Genomic DNA, 22176 nt, shown 5'->3' with positions numbered 1-22176 from the left:
AATAAATCCGGATCATCATTTCCATATAAAAAATAAACTCGAGCCAGAGGGAGCGCATGTATTCCTATAATACCGATACCCATGATCAGCAGCTGGATGCCATTTTACGTTTCCTGTTTGAATATCAGCCGCAAAGTGAAAAGCAGTTTGCCTATCAACCGGTCAAGACGCTGTTTGAGCAATTGGAACTGTCGGCCATGTATCAGCTATTTGCCCTGATTCACGAGCAACTGCCGCGCAAAGCCAGACTACTGTTTGCGGCCGAAGATTATCGCGGTAAACAGGCACTGGTCTTAGAAGTCATGCAGCATATTCGCGAACGGGTTTAACTATTGTCATGAAATCTTGATCGTTTTTTCATCTGTCTTACATGTTCAGGCCACAGACTCAATCAGACAATTCCAATTAAAACACTGAGTCTCAGGGTAATTGCCAGATGAACGTATTGAATAAAAAAACCATATTATCCATAGCCTGTCTTTCTGTTTTCATGACAGCCTGCGGGGATAATGACCGTCAGACTACTACACCGACACCAGTAGTCGAGGGTAAAGCCGTTGAACTGAATATTCTGCATATCAATGACCATCACTCCCATTTAGATGAAGAGCACTGGAACTTTAGCTTGGCACAAGGGGCTGAGGAAGAAAATTATAGCGTCAGCCGGGGTGGTTTTGCCCGTGTCGCCGGGTTAATCAACCGTCTGACAGAGGAATATCCGAATGTGATCAAACTGCACAGTGGTGATGCGATTACTGGTGATCTATACTTTAACCTTTCTGAAGGTAAGGCCGATGCAGATGCCATGAATACGGTCTGCTTTGACAGTTTTGTGCTGGGTAACCATGAATTTGATGCCAAAGATACAGGCCTACAGAAATTTATTAACTATCTGGATGCCGGTAACTGTGCCACCTCAACCCGTATTGTATCGGCCAATGTGAATTTCGGCCCATCTTCGCCGCTGTATCAGACCCAGCGCATTGAAAAGTCTTTTATATTTGAACGTGACGGTGAAAAGTTTGCCATTATTGGCCTGACCATTGCTGATAAAACCAAAAATGCCTCTCAGCCGAACAGTGACACTACGTTTGCCAATGAAATTGAAGCGGCTCAACAGGAAATTGATCGCCTGAAAGCTCAAGGCATCCATAAGATTATCCTGCAAACCCATACCGGTTTTGCCCTGGATCAGCAACTGGCTGCGGCTTTAACCGATGTCGATGTAATTGTTGGTGGTGACTCACATACCTTATTAGGTCCGGACAGTTTAGAGGCGGTCGGCCTGAGTCCGAGTGGTGCGTATCCGACCCAAGCGCGAAATAAAGATGGTGATCTGGTCTGTATTGCCCAGGCCTGGCAGTACAGCTATGTAGTGGGTGATTTAAAGGTCAGGTTCAATCCGCAAGGTCAGGTGGAACAGTGTAGTGGTACACCGCACATTTTAGTGGGCGATGACTTTAAGCGTGAAAATACCGAGAGCAAACAGTTTGAAGCCTTAAATGCAACCGAACAGGCGGCGCTGCTGGAGCGTTTTAAAGCGGCGAATATTCCGATGCAGGTGGTCAGCCCATATACCGCGACCTTAAATGTGCTGCTGCCATATCAACAACAGAAACAGAATTTTGCCAGCACGGTGGTGGCTCAGGCAACCGATAACCTGTGTTTACGCCGTGTACCGGGGACGCAGCGCGATACCAGCCGTTCTAGTCTGGGCGATATCTGTAACCAGAATCCGCATGTCATTGCCCATGGCGGCGATATTCAGCAGATGATTGCCGAAGCCTTCTTGCAACAAGGTAAAGTGTACTTTGATGCCGATCTGTCATTCCAGAATGGTGGTGGGGTGCGTGTGGATGTCGCGGCAGGTCCAGTCACCGTAGAGAAAATCTATCAGGTACTGCCATTTAAAAATACACTGGTCCGTTTGGATATGACTGGTGCAGAAATTAAAGCCACGCTGGAAGATGCGATTAGCGGTGTGGTCGAGCAGAGAAATACTGGCAGTTATCCATATACTGGTGGTTTACGCTGGCAGGTAGATTTAACCCAGGCCAAAGGGCAGCGTATTAGCCAGCTGGAAGTGCGTAATACAAGCGGTAGTTATGAAGCACTGGTCTTGGATCGAACCTATAAAGTGGTGACTATCGACTTCCTGGCCAATGGACAGGACTACTATAGCAGCATGAAAGAGGTGGCAGGCGAGCGCCGTATGGACGTGGGCCTTGATTATGCCGAAGCGTTTTTACAATATGTGGAGCGTTTACCGGGAACAACCGGACAAAAAGCGCTCGGTAAATTGCCAACAGCGGATTACAGCACGCAGAAATTTACTGAATAAGATAAAAAGAAAGACAGCAAAAAATCCCGTTCGCGGGATTTTTTCTTTTGAATTGTGCAAAAAATAAGTGAAAAACCGGTTTTTTTAGCTGTTTCGTAGAAAAAAGATACATACGTGAAAAATAAAGTGAATTGGGGCTTGCAATGATTCTGAAATCCTCTAGAATGCACCCCATACCGACGAGATACACGGTGATGAACGAAGCGGATCGCTGAGTTGTTGAGTGTTTTGAGTCCAGCTTCTGGCACTGACGAGGTGTTGGAAAGATCATTAAGAGATTATGAAGAACAACTTGTGTGGATTTTTACTGGTTGATTAATCGAATATATTTTCATTAATTGATTGGTTTAAATTACTCGAAGTTTATTTGAGCGAATTTAAGTCAGTAATTGATGAGCCAGATTTGGTCACTTCGAATAAAGTGACAAAATGATTTTAACTGAAGAGTTTGATCATGGCTCAGATTGAACGCTGGCGGCAGGCTTAACACATGCAAGTCGAGCGGAGCGAGGGTGCTTGCACCTTAGCTTAGCGGCGGACGGGTGAGTAATGCTTAGGAATCTGCCTATTAGTGGGGGACAACATTCCGAAAGGGATGCTAATACCGCATACGCCCTACGGGGGAAAGCAGGGGATCTTCGGACCTTGCGCTAATAGATGAGCCTAAGTCGGATTAGCTAGTTGGTGGGGTAAAGGCCTACCAAGGCGACGATCTGTAGCGGGTCTGAGAGGATGATCCGCCACACTGGGACTGAGACACGGCCCAGACTCCTACGGGAGGCAGCAGTGGGGAATATTGGACAATGGGGGGAACCCTGATCCAGCCATGCCGCGTGTGTGAAGAAGGCCTTTTGGTTGTAAAGCACTTTAAGCGAGGAGGAGGCGCTCTAGGCTAATACCCTAGATGCGTGGACGTTACTCGCAGAATAAGCACCGGCTAACTCTGTGCCAGCAGCCGCGGTAATACAGAGGGTGCGAGCGTTAATCGGATTTACTGGGCGTAAAGCGCGCGTAGGTGGCTAATTAAGTCAAATGTGAAATCCCCGAGCTTAACTTGGGAATTGCATTCGATACTGGTTAGCTAGAGTATGGGAGAGGATGGTAGAATTCCAGGTGTAGCGGTGAAATGCGTAGAGATCTGGAGGAATACCGATGGCGAAGGCAGCCATCTGGCCTAATACTGACACTGAGGTGCGAAAGCATGGGGAGCAAACAGGATTAGATACCCTGGTAGTCCATGCCGTAAACGATGTCTACTAGCCGTTGGGGCCTTTGAGGCTTTAGTGGCGCAGCTAACGCGATAAGTAGACCGCCTGGGGAGTACGGTCGCAAGACTAAAACTCAAATGAATTGACGGGGGCCCGCACAAGCGGTGGAGCATGTGGTTTAATTCGATGCAACGCGAAGAACCTTACCTGGCCTTGACATACAGAGAACTTTCCAGAGATGGATTGGTGCCTTCGGGAACTCTGATACAGGTGCTGCATGGCTGTCGTCAGCTCGTGTCGTGAGATGTTGGGTTAAGTCCCGCAACGAGCGCAACCCTTTTCCTTACTTGCCAGCATTTCGGATGGGAACTTTAAGGATACTGCCAGTGACAAACTGGAGGAAGGCGGGGACGACGTCAAGTCATCATGGCCCTTACGGCCAGGGCTACACACGTGCTACAATGGTCGGTACAAAGGGTTGCTACACAGCGATGTGATGCTAATCTCAAAAAGCCGATCGTAGTCCGGATTGGAGTCTGCAACTCGACTCCATGAAGTCGGAATCGCTAGTAATCGCGGATCAGAATGCCGCGGTGAATACGTTCCCGGGCCTTGTACACACCGCCCGTCACACCATGGGAGTTTGTTGCACCAGAAGTAGGTAGTCTAACCTTAGGGAGGACGCTTACCACGGTGTGGCCGATGACTGGGGTGAAGTCGTAACAAGGTAGCCGTAGGGGAACCTGCGGCTGGATCACCTCCTTAACGAAAGATTGACGATTGGTAAGAATCCACAACAAGTTGTTCTTCATGACGATGTATCTGAGGGTCTGTAGCTCAGTTGGTTAGAGCACACGCTTGATAAGCGTGGGGTCACAAGTTCAAGTCTTGTCAGACCCACCACTAACGACAAGCAAGCAATTGCAGAGCGAATAGAAATCAGAACATTGACTTAAATGATAAGCTGGGGACTTAGCTTAGTTGGTAGAGCGCCTGCTTTGCACGCAGGAGGTCAGGAGTTCGACTCTCCTAGTCTCCACCATAGATTATAGAGCTTAGTAAGTTTATGCTTATTAATCTCTGTGATTTATCACAGTTGACTGCAGTCCGACGAGGATGCAGTGAATCATTAACAGATTGGCAAAATTGAGTCTGAAATAAATTGTTCACTCAATCAATATACGTTAACGCGTTGTTATGACGGGTTGATGAACGTAGATTGAATTGAGAACTAGCAAATTAACTGAATCAAGCGTTTTGGTATATGAATTTAGATTGAAGCTGTACGGTGCTTAAGTGCACGGGACTTCGAACTGTAGATTAAATAGATAATTGATTATTTATTTAATTGTCTTAATCCTACTTGTAGGGATTAACGACTGTTTGGGGTTGTATAGTCAAGTAATTAAGTGCATGTGGTGGATGCCTTGGCAGTCAGAGGCGAAGAAAGACGTGATAGCCTGCGAAAAGCTCCGGGGAGGCGGCAAATATCCTTTGATCCGGAGATGTCTGAATGGGGAAACCCACTTACCATAAGGTAGGTATCAATACATGAATACATAGTGTATTGAGGCGAACGAGGGGAAGTGAAACATCTCAGTACCCTTAGGAAAAGAAATCAATTGAGATTCCCTCAGTAGCGGCGAGCGAAAGGGGAACAGCCCATTAAGTTATGTGTGTTTTAGTGGAATGCTCTGGGAAGTGCAACCATAGTGGGTGATAGTCCTGTACACGAAAGGGCACACATAATGATGACGAGTAGGGCGAGGCACGTGAAACCTTGTCTGAATATGGGGGGACCATCCTCCAAGGCTAAATACTCCTGACTGACCGATAGTGAACCAGTACCGTGAGGGAAAGGCGAAAAGAACCCCTGTGAGGGGAGTGAAATAGATCCTGAAACCGCATGCATACAAGCAGTGGGAGCCACTTCGTGTGGTGACTGCGTACCTTTTGTATAATGGGTCAGCGACTTACATTCAGTAGCAAGGTTAACCGCATAGGGGAGCCGTAGGGAAACCGAGTCTTAATAGGGCGTATAGTTGCTGGGTGTAGACCCGAAACCAGGCGATCTATCCATGAGCAGGTTGAAGGTTGGGTAACACTAACTGGAGGACCGAACCCACTGTCGTTGAAAAGCCAGGGGATGACTTGTGGATAGGGGTGAAAGGCTAATCAAGCCTGGTGATAGCTGGTTCTCCCCGAAAGCTATTTAGGTAGCGCCTCGGACGAATACCATTGGGGGTAGAGCACTGTTTCGGCTAGGGGGTCATCCCGACTTACCAAACCGATGCAAACTCCGAATACCGATGAGTACTATCCGGGAGACAGACTGCGGGTGCTAACGTCCGTAGTCAAGAGGAAAACAATCCAGACCGCCAGCTAAGGCCCCAAAATCATAGTTAAGTGGGAAACGATGTGGGAAGGCATAGACAGCTAGGAGGTTGGCTTAGAAGCAGCCACCCTTTAAAGAAAGCGTAATAGCTCACTAGTCGAGTCGGCCTGCGCGGAAGATGTAACGGGGCTAAAACTATGTGCCGAAGCTGCGGATGTATACATTGTATACGTGGTAGGGGAGCGTTCTGTAAGCCGATGAAGGTGGATTGAGAAGTCTGCTGGAGGTATCAGAAGTGCGAATGCTGACGTGAGTAACGACAAAACGGGTGAAAAACCCGTTCGCTGAAAGACCAAGGGTTCCAGTCCAACGTTAATCGGGGCTGGGTGAGTCGACCCCTAAGGCGAGGCCGAGAGGCGTAGTCGATGGGAAATTGGTTAATATTCCAATACTTCAGTGTAATGCGATGAGAGGACGGAGAAGGTTAAGTCAGCCTGGCGTTGGTTGTCCAGGTGGAAGGCTGTAGGCATGCATCTTAGGCAAATCCGGGGTGCTCTATGCTGAGAGCTGATAGCAAGCTAGTTTACTAGCGAAGTGGCTGATACCATGCTTCCAGGAAAAGTCTCTAAGCTTCAGTTACACTGGAATCGTACCCGAAACCGACACAGGTGGTCAGGTCGAGTAGACCAAAGCGCTTGAGAGAACTCTGCTGAAGGAACTAGGCAAAATGGTACCGTAACTTCGGGAGAAGGTACGCTGTTGACGGTGATGGGACTTGCTCCCTGAGCGGTTGACAGCCGCAGAAACCAGGCCGCTGCAACTGTTTATTAAAAACATAGCACTCTGCAAACACGAAAGTGGACGTATAGGGTGTGATGCCTGCCCGGTGCTGGAAGGTTAATTGATGGGGTTAGCGTAAGCGAAGCTCTTGATCGAAGCCCCAGTAAACGGCGGCCGTAACTATAACGGTCCTAAGGTAGCGAAATTCCTTGTCGGGTAAGTTCCGACCTGCACGAATGGCATAATGATGGCGGCGCTGTCTCCAGCAGAGGCTCAGTGAAATCGAAATCGCTGTGAAGATGCAGTGTACCCGCGGCTAGACGGAAAGACCCCGTGAACCTTTACTGCAGCTTGACATTGAACTTTGACCTTACTTGTGTAGGATAGGTGGGAGGCTTTGAAGTTGGAACGCCAGTTCCAATGGAGCCGTCCTTGAAATACCACCCTGGTAATGTTGAGGTTCTAACTCTGTCCCGTGATCCGGGACGAGGACCATGTCTGGTGGGTAGTTTGACTGGGGCGGTCTCCTCCTAAAGAGTAACGGAGGAGTACGAAGGTGCGCTCAGCGTGGTCGGAAATCACGCGTAGAGTATAAAGGCAAAAGCGCGCTTAACTGCGAGACCCACAAGTCGAGCAGGTACGAAAGTAGGTCTTAGTGATCCGGTGGTTCTGTATGGAAGGGCCATCGCTCAACGGATAAAAGGTACTCTGGGGATAACAGGCTGATACCGCCCAAGAGTTCATATCGACGGCGGTGTTTGGCACCTCGATGTCGGCTCATCTCATCCTGGGGCTGAAGCAGGTCCCAAGGGTATGGCTGTTCGCCATTTAAAGAGGTACGCGAGCTGGGTTTAGAACGTCGTGAGACAGTTCGGTCCCTATCTACCGTGGGCGCTGGAAATTTGAGAGGATCTGCTCCTAGTACGAGAGGACCAGAGTGGACGAACCTCTGGTGTACCGGTTGTGACGCCAGTCGCATCGCCGGGTAGCTATGTTCGGAAGGGATAACCGCTGAAAGCATCTAAGCGGGAAGCCTACCTCAAGATAAGATTTCCCTAGGAATTTATTCCTCTAAAGAGCCGTTCGAGACTAGGACGTTGATAGGTTGGGTGTGGAAGCATAGCGATATGTGAAGCTGACCAATACTAATTGCTCGTGAGGCTTGACTATACAACACCCAAACAGTTGTTGTATCAAGCTGAATTCTAAACTAATCCTTGATTTAGTTAATGCGAAACAATAAAATTCAGACCCAATGGCCAATCCGTTAATAACTCATTTGGAACAAAGTAAGGCATTACATGCAAAAGCATCAAGCTTAAGCAAAGTAACTAAGACCCGAACAAGTCCATAACAGTTGTGCTGGCGACAATAGCAAGAGTGAACCACCTGATCCCTTCCCGAACTCAGAAGTGAAACCTCTTAGCGCTGATGGTAGTGTGGGGTTACCCATGTGAGAGTAAGTCATCGCCAGCTCATTAATTCAAAATCCCCCTAGCTTAAACAGCAGGGGGATTTTTTTTATGCAGAAAATTTGTGTGCTTAATAAAGCAAAATAAAACTTATGTCTAATGAGAATAATATATAAAACTTTAATTATTAATAGGATTTTAGACTAATGTTCAATTCTTATTTTCTGTAAATTGTGTGAAAGTTGCACCATCTACTCCACTAGCAAAGTGTGGATGAAGAAGGCTCGAAATGAGGGTCTTCATTATGGGTTGCTATGGAAGTTCACTGAAACACAGACTCACAGGAGGTGAGGAATGACACATCAAACTATTAACGTAAATGATGTCATTGATCACGCAAAATTTAAACCATTTCATTTTAATGTAGTGGCATGGTGTCTACTGATCATTTTATTTGATGGTTATGATTTAGCCATTAATGGTGTGGTATTGCCTTTATTAATGGACGAGTGGGGCTTAAGTGCGGTGCAAGCCGGTATGCTGGCCAGTACTGCATTGGCAGGGATGATGTTCGGTGCCATGATTTTCGGCTCGCTGGCCGACAAAATTGGCCGTAAAAAAGTCATCATGATCTGTATTGTGTTATTCAGTGGTCTAACCTTCGCAGGTGGCTTTGCTTCTAATCCGACAGAATTCGGTATTTTGCGCTTCCTGGCCGGTTTAGGGATTGGTGGGGTGATGCCTAACCTGGTGGCTTTAACCTCTGAATACGCGCCAAAGAACATGCGTAGTACGCTGGTGACCACCATGTTTAGTGGTTATGCAGTGGGTGGTGTGATGGCAGCATTATTGGGTGCCTGGTTAACCCCAAGCTTTGGCTGGGAAATCATGTTCTTTATTGCCGGTATTCCACTGTTGCTGTTGCCAATTATCTGGAAATTCCTGCCTGAATCGCTGATGTTTATTGTGAAAGAGAATAAGCAGGAACAGGCGCGTCCAATCATGGCCCGCTTGGCCCCAGAAGTGCAGATTAGCAATGAAACCAAATTTGAACTGCATCAGGTCGATGTGCCGGAAGCAGCCAACGTGGTAAGCCTGTTCAAACGTGGCCGTGCGTTAAACACCTTATTGTTCTGGTTAGCGTTCTTTACCTGCTTGCTGACCATGTACGCCTTAAGCAGCTGGTTGCCTAAACTGATGATGGCGGCAGGCTATTCAATGGACAATAGTCTGATGTTCATGATGGTGATGAACGTGGGTGCCGTGGTTGGTATTGTCGGCGGTGGTATTCTGGCTGACCGTTTCCATCTGAAACCGGTGTTGATGTTCCTGGGGATTATGGGCGCGATTGTGATGAGTCTGATGGGCTTCCAGTCAAACCAGTTCTTGCTGTACATCCTGGTATTCCTGGCGGGTGCGGCGTCAATCGGTTCACAAATGTTGCTGTATAGTTATGTGGCGCAATACTATCCACTGGCAGTACGTTCAACCGGAATTGGCTGGTCATCTGCAATTGGCCGTATGGGTGCGATTGTTGGACCAATCCTGATTGGTGGCTTACTCGGTATGAACCTGCCAGCACACTTCAACTTTATTGCTGTCGGTTTACCGGTATTGATTACCGCAATTGCCGTGGCGCTGATCATGAGTGAAGATGAAGCAGAACAGATTAAAGCAGGCAAAGCGGCGATTGCCAAAGCCTAATTGGTATTAAATGAAAAAAGCCTCCATAGATTGGGGGCTTTTTTTATGGCATTAAGAAAACAAAAATCACAGATAAAAAGAAACCCCATCATCCTGACGGGGTTTCTTCGTATTTCGTGCTTTAGGTATAACTCCTGTCGTACCTCACGATCCTGGTGCGCAAACTAATTATTGTTGTTTTCCGTTTGGGAAACGTCCTGTTTCCTGATGAATTTAGAATACGAAAATTCTGGGTTTGCTCCTAGCCTCAATTGTCTTCATTCGGTGTAAGCCAAAACGGACAAAGTCCGGCAGGTTACGCAAGTGTTCTTGGTCAAAACTGGCTTTGGGCTACAATCAAAGTATTGTCTGTTCTGTTTTAGGAAATGTCATGGCAAAACTACAACAATATTTGACCTGGCCTGCGGCATTGCTCATCGCAGGATTAACCACCGGATGTAATGCCCAGACCGAGCCTGCCAATTCAGCGAAAGCCGCCCAAAGCAGTGAAACTAGCAAGACCAGCCAGTCTTATCAGCTGGAACGGGTGGCGCGCTTACAGGAACCGTGGGCGATGGCTGAGCTGCCCGATGGCCGCTTGTTAATTACTGAAAAGCGTGGACGACTCAAATTGTTTAACCCGAGCAATAAACTGCTGCTTGAGGTTAAAGGTGTCCCCAAAGTTGCCTATGGCGGGCAGGGCGGTTTGGGTGATGTCGCGCTGCATCCACAGTTTGCCCAGAATCGCTGGGTCTATTTAAGTTATGTGGAAGCCGGCACAGGCGGTTATGGCGCGGTGGTGGCGCGTGCCGAGCTGGATTTAAAAGATGCGGCTCAGCCACAATTGAAAAATGTACAGCAGATCTGGGTCCAAGTGCCGAAAGTTCCAGGGCAGGGGCATTATGCCCACCGGCTGTTATTTGATCAGGCCGGCTATTTGTGGGTCAGTTCGGGAGAGCGACAAAAGTTTGACCCGGCACAGGACCTGAATTCCAATTTAGGGAAAATCTTACGTTTAAATGCAGATGGTAGCGCTGCGCCAGATAATCCGTTCCGTGCTCAGGGCCAGATTGCGGCACAGGTATGGAGCCTGGGGCATCGGAATCCCTTAGGTATGGCATTTGACCCGGCGGGGCAGCTGTGGGTAATTGAGATGGGACCCAAAGGCGGAGATGAGCTGAACCGGATTGAAAAAGGCGCCAATTATGGCTATCCGATCGTGTCCAATGGCGATCATTATAGTGGTCAGCCAATTCCGGATCATGCGACCCGGCCAGAATTTAAAGCGCCAGAACTGGACTGGACCCCGGTTATTTCACCTTCGAGTTTAATCTTTTACCGTGGCGATCAGTTTCCACAGTGGAAAAATAAGGCCATTGCCGGAGGATTGTCGTCGCAGGCGATTATTGTGATTGATACCCAGGCTCAACCGGTACGTGAAGTACAACGGCTGGACATGAAACAGCGTATTCGCGGGGTGATTGAAGCGCGTGACGGTCATTTATGGGTCATTGAAGATGGCAAAGGCGCCAGCTTGCTGAAAATGACAGCCAAATAATGAATTCGTAGATAATAAAAAGCCCCGACGTCCTGTCGGGGCTTTTTAGATTCAGTTCTCAGATATCACTCCTGTTATATCTGTGCGTGCATCCTGCATGCGGCTTATGATTATTGTTTTATGCAACGAGACCTCCTGTCCCGGTATGGTTTTAATATACGTCAGGCGATCAGAACCAACCAGCCGCAAAACCCGACAAGTACTGTACGCTCAGGCGTACAACAGCGATTGATTTAAAATAGCGCATCATCTACAAGAACCAGAACATAAAGGACTGAAATAAAAGAAGCCCGAACATCCTGTCCGGGCTTCTCTGGATTCATTATTCCGGTATAACTCCTGTCGTACCGATCAGCATCCTGCTGTTGTTGCTTTTATTGTTATTGTTTTGATTTAAGAGACCTCCTGTCTCTGTATGTGGGTACTATAAAATGAAAGCGCTCTGCGCCCTAGTCGCAGTTCACCACAGCTGCTGTAAGAAAATGCTTACAGGGCTGCTGGCATTATGAGCTGACATATTGAATCAGCTTGTCGACTACCTGTTTCAGGGTCTTGTCATCAAATTCATTCGGTTCAAAGCTTTCGCTACGGTTACGGCTAAAAATATCGCGGATTTCCACCACTGCATTGCTGTCAATCAGTCCCAGCTGGGTGCCGACCTGACGGATCTGGTCAATCGAGCGTGATCCATTGGTGGCACCATAGCCGATATAAGCCGCCGGTTTGCCTTGCCACTCTTTGCCCAGATAATCCAGCGCATTTTTCAAGGCCGGGCTATAGCCATGGTTATATTCGGGGCTGATAAAAATAAAGGCATCGCCCTGGGCAATTTTGTCGGCCCATTCCTGTTGACGCGGCTGGTCATAAATACCGCTTAGCGGCGGATTCGGACCGGCAAACAGGGGTAAATTCCATTCTTTTAAATCGACCAGCTCGGTCTGCACGGTACTAAAGTTATAGCTTTTAATGGCCTGCTGTACCCAGTGTGCGACTTTAATGGCGGTACGTCCCTCGCGTACACTGCCAACAATAATCTGAATATTCATGTTTTATCCTGTGTTGTTTTTGCTGTAGGGATCAAATTAACGTGAATTGCGTTAGCCTGAATAGAGTCAGTTTGTATCTGCCTCATGAAAATGGCATAAAAAAAAGCTCCCGAAGGAGCTTTTCAAAAATGTGGAACTTTTATTTCAGTTGAATGCCTTGCTGGCCCGCTGGGGTAACTTTAAAGATTTCCACTTCAAAGGTAATGTCTTTACCGGCCAGTGGATGGTTAAAGTCGACTTCAGTGATGTCATCATTGACCGATTTGACCACGCCATACAGGCTTTGTTTGGCCTTGTCTTCAAACTCGATCATGTGGCCTTCAACCGGACGCTGTTCAAACTTGACGGTGTCAAAGGTTTGGACATTTTCCGGGTTCCATGGACCAAAAGCTTCTTCGGGCGGCAGGCTGACGGTACGACGGTCGCCAGCACGCAAGCCAAACAGGGCTTTTTCAAAACCCGGTAACAGGCTGCCATCGCCCATGACCAGACTGACCGGTTCGGCACGGCTACGGGTATTGTCAATTTCCGGGCCGCTTTCAATGGCCACAGAAAAATGAAGTTCAACTTTAGAACCCGCTTCAATACGGGTGTCTTCGTTCGGATTGATAAATTCAGTCATGTTGCGCCTGCGCACGTTGAATACGGTGTTTTTCCAGGAAAAACGTATCAATAAGAAGCAAGATGGTGCCTAAGGTAATGGCACTATCTGCAATATTAAAGGCAGGGAAGTGGCTGTTGTTGTAGTAAACATGAATAAAGTCGACCACATAGCCCAGAGCGACCCGATCAATCAGGTTACCAATGGCCCCGCCCAGAATCAGGGCAATCGCCAGCGGTAATACCAGCATGTTCTTTGGCATACGCATCAGCCAGAACACAAAGATCACGGACACCAAACCTGCCAGTGAGGTGAAGAAATAGCGTTGCCAGCCACCCGCATCGGACAAGAAACTAAAGGCTGCGCCATAGTTATGCAGTAATGTCCAATTTAAAAAGGGCAGCACAGGCACCGGATCTGCATAATTCAGATGGGTGACTGCAATCCATTTGGTCCATTGATCCAGAATAATCGCCACAATAGACAGTCCGATCCACCACAAATTGTGTGGATAGAACTGGAATAAGCCCTTTTTCGGTTGTGGATTAGGCATATTTTCTCTCTTCGCCTTGGCCTGTCGGGAGGTTAATAATACAACGACCACATAAACCTGGATGTGCAGGATGTGTATTCACATCTGGCAGGACGTGCCAGCAGCGTACACATTTCTCGCCATCTGCCGCAGACACTTTCACGTTCAGACCGTCAAGATCAGAAGCTTCGCCTTGTGCGGCATCAAACTCATTCACAATCACCTGAGAGGTAATCAGGACAAAACGCAGTTCATCGCCCAGTTTATCCAACACTGCTTTCAGCTCGGCATTGGCCCACAGCTCCACTTTGGCAGACAGGTTCGAACCGACGGTTTTTGCAGTACGCGCCGCTTCAATAAACTTGTTCACGGCAGATTTTACTGCAATTAAAGTCTGCCATTCGCTTTCAGCCAGCACGTTGGCTTCAGAGGCCACCGGCAGCTCATACCATTCAGCGGTGAATACATATTTTTCTGATTGCTCAGGAATCAGTGGCCACGCTTCTTGGGCAGTGAAGCTTAGGATTGGTGCCATCCAGCGAACAAAGGCTTGTACCAAGTGATACAGCGCAGTTTGCGCAGAATGACGTGCCTGAGAGTCCGCTTTGGTGGTGTACTGACGGTCTTTGATGATGTCGAGATAGAAACCACCTAAGTCATTAATACAGAAGTTGGTCAAGGCGCTGGTGACGATATGGAAGTTCATATCTTCATAGGCTTTCTTGATGGTTTCTTGTACTTCAGACGCACGTTGCAGGATGTATTGATCCAGCGCAATCAGCTGATCCACCGGCAGGGCATCAGTCGATGGTTTGAAGCCATTTAAGTTGGCCAGCAAGAAACGCAGCGTGTTACGGATACGACGGTAACCGTCTGAGGCACGGCTAAAGATTTCTTTACCGGCGGTCATTTCATAACGGTAATCCGCAGAGGCAATCCAGAAACGTAAGCCATCTGCACCCATGTCTTTGATGATGTCTTGCGGGGTAATGATATTCCCGAGCGACTTCGACATTTTGCGGCCTTTTTCATCGACCACGAAACCATGCGTCAACAAGCCTTTGTATGGCGCACGTTCATTGATGGCAATCGAGGTCAGCAGTGAAGACTGGAACCAGCCACGGTGCTGATCCGAACCTTCAAGATACAGATCGGCCGGATCTTGCAGTTCTTCACGTTCACGCAGCACGGCATAGTGGGTTGTACCTGAGTCAAACCAGACGTCTAAGGTGTCACGTACGGCGTTGTAGTGTTCAGCATCATCACCAATGAAGTCTTTGGCTTCACGGTTATACCAGCCGTCAATGCCTTCCTGTTCAATCAGTTTAGCCACTTCTTCGATCAGTTCAGGGGTACGTGGATGCAGTTCGTTGGTGTCTTTATGCACGAAGAATGGAATTGGCACGCCCCACGTACGCTGACGCGAAATACACCAGTCCGGACGACCTTCAATCATTGCCTGAATCCGGTTTTTACCCCAATCTGGGACAAAGCTGATCTCGTTTTCAATTGCATTCAGGGCGCCTTGGCGTAAACCTTTGGCATCCATGCTGATAAACCATTGTGGTGTGGCACGGAAGATAATCGGGGTTTTATGACGCCAGCAGTGCGGATAGCTATGCTTGATTGGATGATGTGCCCACAATTTGTTGGCTTCGCCCAGCGCAGCAATAATTTGCGGATTGGCTTTATAAATATGTTCACCGGCAAAAATTGGCGCAGTCGGTAAATACACGCCATTGCCGCCCACCGGGTTGTCGACTTTCAGGTTGTATTGCAGGCCGACTTTATAGTCGTCTACACCGTGGCCCGGTGCAGTATGCACGGCACCTGTACCGCTGGCATCGGTGACGTGTTCACCCAGAACCACCGGCACTTGACGCTCAGTAATTAACGGATGTTGCAGCACCAGATTTTCCAGTTTGCTACCGGCAAACTCGGCCAGCACTTCAAATGAATTGAAGCCATAACGCTGGGTCGCAGATTCTACCAGTGTTTTTGCCAGAATAAAGTTTTGCTCGGCCTGTTCTTCACCGCGCGCCTTGACCAGTTGATATTCAAGTTCGGCATGTAATGCTACCGCCTGGTTGGCTGGCAGGGTCCATGGGGTGGTGGTCCAGATCACGATATCGGTTGAGTCTTTAACATCAACACCTAGACGTGCAGACAAATCAGCTAAGTCAACCACTGTAAAACCGACGTCAATTGCATCGGATTTTTTATCTTCATATTCAACTTCAGCTTCTGCCAGCGCTGAACCACAGTCCAGACACCAGTTCACCGGTTTCAGGCCTGGCTCGATATGACCGGCTTTGGCAATGGCACCCAGAGAACGGACAATATCCGCTTCCTGCTTGAAGTTCATGGTCAGGTATGGGTTGTTCCAGTCGCCAAACACGCCCATACGGATAAAGTCTTTTTTCTGCAGCTCAACCTGGGTGTAGGCATATTCACGGCAGGCTTTACGAAAGGTCGAAGCATCAACTTTGACGCCGACTTTGCCAACTTTTTCCTCAACTTTCAGTTCAATTGGAAGACCGTGACAGTCCCAGCCTGGTACATATGGCGCGTCAAAACCGTCCATGACACGGCTTTTAATGATGATGTCTTTCAGGACCTTGTTGACCGCGTGACCAAGGTGGATTTGACCGTTTGCGTACGGAGGGCCGTCATGAAGCACGTATTTTTTCTTGCCAATACGCGATGCACGAATCTGCTGATAAATGTCATCGGCATACCACTCTTCTAACCATTTCGCTTCACGTACTGCGAGGTTTGCTTTCATTGCAAAGTCAGTACCTGGGAGGTTCAGTGTGGCTTTATAGTCCACTGCATTTTCAGGAGTTTGCTTATCGCTCATGCAAGTTGTCTTCCAATTTAATCAGCCATTTGACTGACACGTTTTACAGTAAAAATGTGAGTTATTCAAAAGGGAATTTTGGGGTGCTGCGGCGAAACTCAAGCAGTTTCTCCACATCATCATCAATTCCGGCTTTTAAGGCTTCAAGCGAAGGATAGTCCTTTTCGCCATGTAAATAGTTTAAGAACGTCACCCGCATTAACAGGCCATACAGATTAGCAGAAACCTCGGGGAAATGTACTTCTAATCGCCATTCCGGATGGTCCTGTTTGATGGCCGGTCGGGTACCGACATGACCGGCACCAAACAGCGCGGTCGGGTCATAGCCGGCAATGCCGGGCTGGTTCGGATTCTCTGCCTGAACTTTGGCTTGTAAGGATTCGGTTTCACAGACCACTTCCACGCCATAAATCCCGTTCAGGCAGGGTTTATGCCGGTTCAGACGGACATTAATGGTTGGAAAATCAATAGTTCGGCCAATCTGGTCGCCGTATTGTACCCGGCCGGTAATGCTATACGGGCGTCCCAGCAATTTGGCTGCCAGCGCTAAATTGCCGGCCTGCAAGGTCTGACGGATCCGGGTCGAGCTGACCCGTTCACCATCGGCCAGAATGGTGTTTAAGTTGGTGACCTGAAAGCCGTATTGCTGCAAAAACTCGCTATTACCCTGACGGTTTTTGCCAAAATGGAAGTCATCGCCGAGCACCAGACTGTGGGCATTGAGTTTATATTTGAGTATGTCGGCAAAGGCTTCGGCGCTTAAGCTGCGGAAATAATTATCAAATTTGGCAACTGCAATATAGTCTACGCCCAGCTCGGTTAAATATTCGACTTTTTCTCTTAAGGAGCTGATGCGCGGTGGTGCCTCATAGCCTTTAAAAAATTCCAGCGGCTGTGGCTCGAAAATCATCACCAGGGTTTTCAGCTGCTGGGCTGCTGCCAGCTGTTTTAGCTGGGCAATCATGGCCTGATGTCCCAAATGTACGCCGTCAAAATTACCGATGGTAACGGCAGTTTTTTCCAGTTGAAAATCAGGCGCTAAAGCATTCAGACGGAGGAGCTGCATGGGCAAAGAATGACGTTATACATTAAGAAAGGCTATATATTGCCATATTCTCACACATTCGTCTTGTTGTTCTGTTTTTATGCAAAATTTTTCTTGCTCATTTTTGACCGGTGCCACAGCACTGGCAGGTTTTTATCGGAAACAAATGAAAATTGAAACGCGTAGCCAGTACTGAAAAGCCATATCCGCATGAAAAAAAGTGGAGTCGTTGGAAGACCCGTCCTTTCAGGGATGGCTTTTATTTTTCTGTCTTTTGCTTTCTAATGTGGCTCCCTGCAACTGTGGTAGAGAAGCAATAATGTCGGATCTGGCCTTAATTATGGCATTGCCGAGTGAATCCAAAGGTCTGTTTGAACAGGCTGGCATCGAGGTGCATTACAGTGGTATTGGCAAGGTCAATGCTGCCTTTAAAGCCTTTGAGGTGATTCAGAAAACTGGCTGTAAAACCCTGTTAAATTTAGGTACGGCCGGCAGCTCCTATTTTAATGCACATGAGCTGGTGGAAGTGACCCAGTTTGTACAGCGTGATATGGATGTATCGCCGTTGGGTTTTCAGGTTGGAGTGACGCCCATGGATGACGATCATCCGGCGGAAATTCATTTGCCGCAGCATTTTTCCCATTTACCGGTTGGTATTTGTGGCACCGGTGACAGCTTTGAAACCGGCACACCGAAAGTGGCCTGTAATCTGGTGGATATGGAAGGCTATGCGCTGGCCAAAGTCTGTAAAAAACTGGATGTACGGCTGATTTCCGTCAAATATATTACCGATGGCGCCAATGATACGGCACATCTGGACTGGGAAGAAAATCTGTTGCTGGGGGCGAAAAAATTATTGTCGTTATATCAGCAGGGTGGTTTTTAGTTCGGCGACCATAGCAAACTATGGTCGTATGCCAAAATCATGCTCAATCGTCGATTGATTCTGAGGGAGGTGCGGTATTCAGTTCTGGACGCGGCACAATACCATAAAGCATCAGATGCACGGTATGCTGGATAATGCGCTGCTGCATGCTGCGGTTGCGCAGGGTTTTGCCGGTGACCATTTCCATTTGCGTCGCGAAGTCTGCATAGTTCTGGGTCAGGGCCCAAATATTCAGAATCAGCAGTTCAGGGTCAATATCTTTGGAGATTTTGCCTTGTTCCTGCCAGTTGCTGATGACTTTGGCTTTACGCTTGACCAGTTTTTTCAGCGGACCTTTCAGGATGTCCAGAATATGCGGGGCACCCTGAATCACTTCCAGCGCAAACAGGCGTGAAGCTTTTGGCTGGGTGCGAGACACTTCAATCTTTTGCAATAAGTAGTTGGTGATCGCTTCTTCAGGTTCAAGCTCGGCTTCCAGCATTTGCAGTGGCGCCAGCCATTTCTGTAATACAGTGGTCAGCACTTCTACATATAACGCTTCTTTATTTTCATAGTAATAGAAAATATTCGACTTATGCATTTCTGCAATCTGAGCGATTTCATCTAAGCTCGCCCCATTAAAACCGTATAAGGAAAATACGTCGAGTGCTGCGTTCAGCAACTGATGTCGTTTTTGAGTACTCTTTTTTTGTTCCATTAGCAATTAAAAAACAATGAAAAGGGGGGAATCACGAATTGTACGTCAAATCATCAGTTTTGTGCATCCTCGTCTATTGCAAATTATGATAAATGCAGCAGAATTTTGTAGATTAACTAATAATTTCCCCAGGATTGTTAAATTTAAGCCCTATAAAGCACACTTTTTGAGTCTGGTAAAAAATATAACTGAAGGCTTGATTTCAAAGATTTTTTATTCTTTTATTTTAAATCAAAATATAAGACATAGTTTATAGAAATAATCCTGCATCTATTCGGGCCTATGTCACAAAAGTTTCATAAACCGAGATGAAGTTTTACCCTTAAATTGAGCCGGAATTTAAGGGTAAAGCTGCGGGGGCAGGCTCAGACCAAAATTAATCCTCATGTGGCCAAGACTGCATCTAGCACCTGCTGCTCCAGTTCGGCAAAGGCAATACTTTTTTGCCGCGGGCGCGGTAAATTGACCTGAAAGGTTTTGGCAATATGACCACGATCGAGCAGAATAATCCGGTCGGCCAGCTGTACCGCTTCACTGACATCATGGGTGACTAAAATGGCAGTAAAGCCCTGTTCGGTCCAGAGCCGTTCAATCAGCTTCTGCATTTCCAGACGGGTCAGGGCATCTAGTGCACCTAAAGGTTCATCCAGCAATAAAATCCGCGGTTGATGCGACAGGGCACGTACCAACGCGGTACGTTGTCGTTGACCGCCAGACAGTTGCGAGGGCCATAGCCCGGCTTTGTCTTTCAGACCGACTTTTTCCAGCAGGGCGCTGGCATGTGCGTACTGGTCTTTGCCCAGACCAAGCTGTACATTCTGCTCGATGCTGCGCCATGGCAGCAGACGCGGGTCCTGAAACATCACCCGGATATCATCCGAGGTAATGCCTTCGCGGATATGCCGTGCCGACTTAAATTTGATTTCGCCGTAGCTTGGTTTTTCCAGATCGGCAATTAAACGCAGCAGGGTGCTTTTGCCACAGCCACTACGTCCGACAATGGCCAGAAATTCGCCCGGCTGAATATGCAGATCCAGATCTTGCAGCACCTTCACCGAACCATAAAACTTGTGTAACTGTTCAATCAGGATTTCCGCACCTGCCACCGCCTGCGGCTGAATATCCGGATTGCTGCGCAGTTTCGAACTGCTGTGCTCGGCATGCAAGCCGGCAATTAAATTACTCATCTTCGCTCACTCCTTATTTCTGGTAGCCGGCATGCCAGCGCAGTAAATAGCGTTCCAAAGCCACGGCCAGTACGTCGGCCAGTTTACCCAGCAGGGCATACAGCAGGATGCCAACCAGCACAATATCGGTCTGTAAAAACTCACGCGCGTTCATAGTCATATAGCCAATCCCGGACTGGGCGGAGATGGTTTCGGCGACAATTAGCAGCACCCAGACCAGACCTAAAGAAAAGCGCAGTCCAACCAGAATTGAAGGCATTGCACCCGGCAAGATAATTTCCTTATACAGTTGCCAGCGGCTCAGGCCGTAGCTTTTGCCCATTTCAATCAGCTGTGGATCGACCGAGCGAATGCCATGATAGGTATTAATGTAAATGGGAAAGAACACGCCAATCGCAACCAGAAATAATTTGGCTGTTTCATCAATCCCGAACCAGAGAATCACCAGCGGAATCAGCGCCAAAGCCGGAATATTACGAATCATCTGCAAGGTGGTATCCAGCAGGGTCGAGGCGGTTTTGGAGGAGCCATTTAACAGGCCAAGCAGCAGGCCCAAACCACCGCCAATCAACAAGCCGAGGAGGGCACGTCCGGCACTGACCTGAACGTGCTGCCATAGCTCGCCACTGACCAGTAAGCCCCAGAAGGCACTAACCACTGCCGTTGGTGCCGGTAAAATCCGGCTTTCCAGCAGGCCGGTACTTGAGGCCAGTTGCCAGAAAGCAATCAGTAATAATGGCACCAGCCAGGGCAGCACCCGCTGCCCAAATGATGTTCCACGTGAAACTTTGGCCTCTGCCAGCTGCTCCAGGGAAATGGTTTTACTCATCAGGCCGGCTCCTTCAGCTGTTTGCTCGCCTGGCTGTCTGCGGCGACATAGTTATTCGCAACAATTTCCCCAAAAGGACCGGTCAAATTCGGTTGTGCCAGTTTCTTGCGGGTTTCCAGCGGCAACAGCGGGAACACCAGTTCGGCAAAACGGATGGATTCTTCCAGATGCGGATAGCCGGAGAAAATAAAGGTGCTAATACCCAGGTCGGCATATTCCTGAATACGGGCCGCCACTGTTTCAGGGTCACCGACCAGTGCCGTACCGGCTCCACCACGTACCAGGCCTACGCCTGCCCAAAGATTTGGGGAGACTTCCAGTTTGCTGCGATCGCCATTGTGCAGTTCAGCCATACGGCGCTGACCGACGGAATCCATCGCTTTAAACTTGGCCTGTGCTGCGGCAATGGTGGCATCATCGACATACTGGATCAGCGCGTTGGCTGCTTGCCAGGCTTCTTTATTGGTTTCACGTACAATCACATGCAGACGGATGCCATAGTTTAGACTGCGGCCTTTGGCCGCGGCTTTGGCACGTACCGTTTCAATTTTTTCTTTTACTGCTGCCGGCGGTTCGCCCCAGGTTAAATAGGTGTCGACCTGATCGGTGGCCAGCTCAATGGCTGCATCGGAAGAGCCACCAAACCAGAGCGGTGGATATGGTTGCTGGACTGGTGGATAGAGCAGCTTGGCTTCATCGACCTGTAAACGTTCGCCGTGGAAGCTGAACGATTCACCTGTATGCGAGCGGGTTAAAATTTCACGCCAGATGGTGGTGTATTCCGCAGCCGTTTGATAACGCGTGGCATGATCTTCATAGACACCATCACCTTTCAGTTCCTGTTCATCACCGCCCGTGACCAGATTCAGTAACACCCGGCCGCCAGATAAACGGTCAAACGTCGCCGCCATACGCGCTGCTAAGGCTGGTGTGGTCACGCCTGGACGCAAGGCCACCAGAAATTTCAGGTTCTGGGTCGCATCAATTAAACTGGCTGCAGTAATCCACGGATCTTCACAAGAACGGCCGGTTGGAATCAGCACACCTTCATAACCTAAATTGTCCACTGCCACTGCAATCTGTTTCATATAGGCATGATCGACCTGACGGCCACCTTTGCTGGTACCTAAATAGCGGCTGTCACCATGGGTGGGAATAAACCAGAAAATTTTCATA

General features: G+C 48.3%; 14 protein-coding genes, 2 tRNA genes and 3 rRNA genes. 10 read left to right on the top strand and 9 right to left on the bottom strand.

Annotation, left to right across the window (positions count from 1 at the left end):
* Window positions 1-56 precede the first annotated feature (56 nt).
* The 9 genes from GA693_RS12035 to GA693_RS11995 all read left to right on the top strand — a co-directional run bounded on the left by GA693_RS12035 (window position 57) and on the right by GA693_RS11995 (window position 11317).
* Window positions 57-329 carry a hypothetical protein gene (locus GA693_RS12035; protein ID WP_005181154.1) on the top strand — a complete coding sequence of 91 codons (273 nt, stop codon included), beginning with the start codon at window positions 57-59 and terminating at the stop codon, window positions 327-329.
* A 107-nt stretch (window positions 330-436) separates the two neighbouring features.
* Window positions 437-2341, top strand: coding sequence for a bifunctional metallophosphatase/5'-nucleotidase (locus GA693_RS12030; RefSeq protein ID WP_160240804.1), 1905 nt, complete (start codon window positions 437-439; stop codon window positions 2339-2341).
* Window positions 2342-2777: 436 nt separating this feature from the next.
* Window positions 2778-4314 (top strand): 16S ribosomal RNA (locus tag GA693_RS12025).
* 61 nt (window positions 4315-4375) lie between these two features.
* A tRNA-Ile gene (locus GA693_RS12020) sits at window positions 4376-4452 on the top strand.
* Between the two features lie 63 nt (window positions 4453-4515).
* A tRNA-Ala gene (locus GA693_RS12015) sits at window positions 4516-4591 on the top strand.
* A gap of 353 nt (window positions 4592-4944) precedes the next feature.
* Window positions 4945-7834 (top strand): 23S ribosomal RNA (locus tag GA693_RS12010).
* A gap of 191 nt (window positions 7835-8025) precedes the next feature.
* A 5S ribosomal RNA gene (gene rrf / locus GA693_RS12005) occupies window positions 8026-8140 on the top strand.
* Together the 16S, 23S and 5S rRNA genes with 2 tRNA genes alongside form the textbook arrangement of a ribosomal RNA operon.
* Before the next feature lie 290 nt (window positions 8141-8430).
* Window positions 8431-9780, top strand: a complete 1350-nt coding sequence (locus GA693_RS12000) for an aromatic acid/H+ symport family MFS transporter (protein WP_016658670.1) — start codon at window positions 8431-8433, stop codon at window positions 9778-9780.
* A gap of 370 nt (window positions 9781-10150) precedes the next feature.
* Entirely contained in the window at window positions 10151-11317 is a 1167-nt protein-coding gene (locus GA693_RS11995) for a PQQ-dependent sugar dehydrogenase (RefSeq protein WP_005181040.1), read from the top strand.
* Window positions 11318-11820: 503 nt separating this feature from the next.
* Here GA693_RS11995 and GA693_RS11990 read toward each other — a convergent pair.
* The 5 genes from GA693_RS11990 to ribF form a co-directional block, all read right to left on the bottom strand.
* Window positions 11821-12363, bottom strand: coding sequence for an NADPH-dependent FMN reductase (locus GA693_RS11990; RefSeq protein ID WP_005181039.1), 543 nt, complete (start codon window positions 12361-12363; stop codon window positions 11821-11823).
* A 139-nt stretch (window positions 12364-12502) separates the two neighbouring features.
* Complete coding sequence (locus tag GA693_RS11985; RefSeq protein ID WP_005181033.1) at window positions 12503-12985, bottom strand: FKBP-type peptidyl-prolyl cis-trans isomerase; 483 nt, start codon at window positions 12983-12985, stop codon at window positions 12503-12505.
* Window positions 12978-13517, bottom strand: a complete 540-nt coding sequence (gene lspA, locus GA693_RS11980; protein ID WP_005181030.1) for a signal peptidase II — start codon at window positions 13515-13517, stop codon at window positions 12978-12980. The genes GA693_RS11985 and lspA overlap by 8 nt, the downstream gene beginning before the upstream one ends.
* Window positions 13510-16356 carry an isoleucine--tRNA ligase gene (ileS, locus tag GA693_RS11975; protein WP_075167934.1) on the bottom strand — a complete coding sequence of 949 codons (2847 nt, stop codon included), beginning with the start codon at window positions 16354-16356 and terminating at the stop codon, window positions 13510-13512. The genes lspA and ileS overlap by 8 nt, the downstream gene beginning before the upstream one ends.
* 61 nt (window positions 16357-16417) lie before the next feature.
* Entirely contained in the window at window positions 16418-17422 is a 1005-nt protein-coding gene (ribF, locus tag GA693_RS11970; RefSeq protein WP_075167935.1) for a riboflavin biosynthesis protein RibF, read from the bottom strand.
* A gap of 295 nt (window positions 17423-17717) precedes the next feature.
* Here ribF and GA693_RS11965 point away from each other — a divergent pair, with 295 nt between their 5' ends.
* A complete protein-coding gene (locus GA693_RS11965; RefSeq protein ID WP_171502417.1) occupies window positions 17718-18287 on the top strand; it encodes a 5'-methylthioadenosine/S-adenosylhomocysteine nucleosidase family protein in 570 nt (189 codons plus the stop codon).
* Window positions 18288-18330: 43 nt separating this feature from the next.
* On the opposite strand, the gene GA693_RS11960 is transcribed toward GA693_RS11965, so the two are convergent.
* From GA693_RS11960 to ssuD, 4 genes are all read right to left on the bottom strand, one after another.
* Entirely contained in the window at window positions 18331-18984 is a 654-nt protein-coding gene (locus tag GA693_RS11960) for a TetR family transcriptional regulator C-terminal domain-containing protein (RefSeq protein ID WP_160240808.1), read from the bottom strand.
* Between the two features lie 383 nt (window positions 18985-19367).
* Window positions 19368-20171, bottom strand: coding sequence for an ABC transporter ATP-binding protein (locus GA693_RS11955; protein ID WP_104470575.1), 804 nt, complete (start codon window positions 20169-20171; stop codon window positions 19368-19370).
* Between the two features lie 13 nt (window positions 20172-20184).
* On the bottom strand, window positions 20185-21000 hold the full coding sequence (ssuC, locus tag GA693_RS11950) for an aliphatic sulfonate ABC transporter permease SsuC (protein ID WP_160240810.1): 816 nt from the start codon (window positions 20998-21000) through the stop codon (window positions 20185-20187).
* Window positions 21000-22175, bottom strand: a complete 1176-nt coding sequence (gene ssuD / locus GA693_RS11945; RefSeq protein WP_016658677.1) for an FMNH2-dependent alkanesulfonate monooxygenase — start codon at window positions 22173-22175, stop codon at window positions 21000-21002. Before ssuD ends, ssuC begins: the two co-directional genes overlap by 1 nt.
* Window position 22176 lies beyond the last annotated feature (1 nt).

It is taken from the genome of Acinetobacter indicus (genome assembly GCF_009914475.1).
GTDB lineage: Bacteria > Pseudomonadota > Gammaproteobacteria > Pseudomonadales > Moraxellaceae > Acinetobacter > Acinetobacter indicus.
Note: the sequence above shows the minus strand (reverse complement) of the source record. Positions and strands in the feature narration are given on the sequence as shown.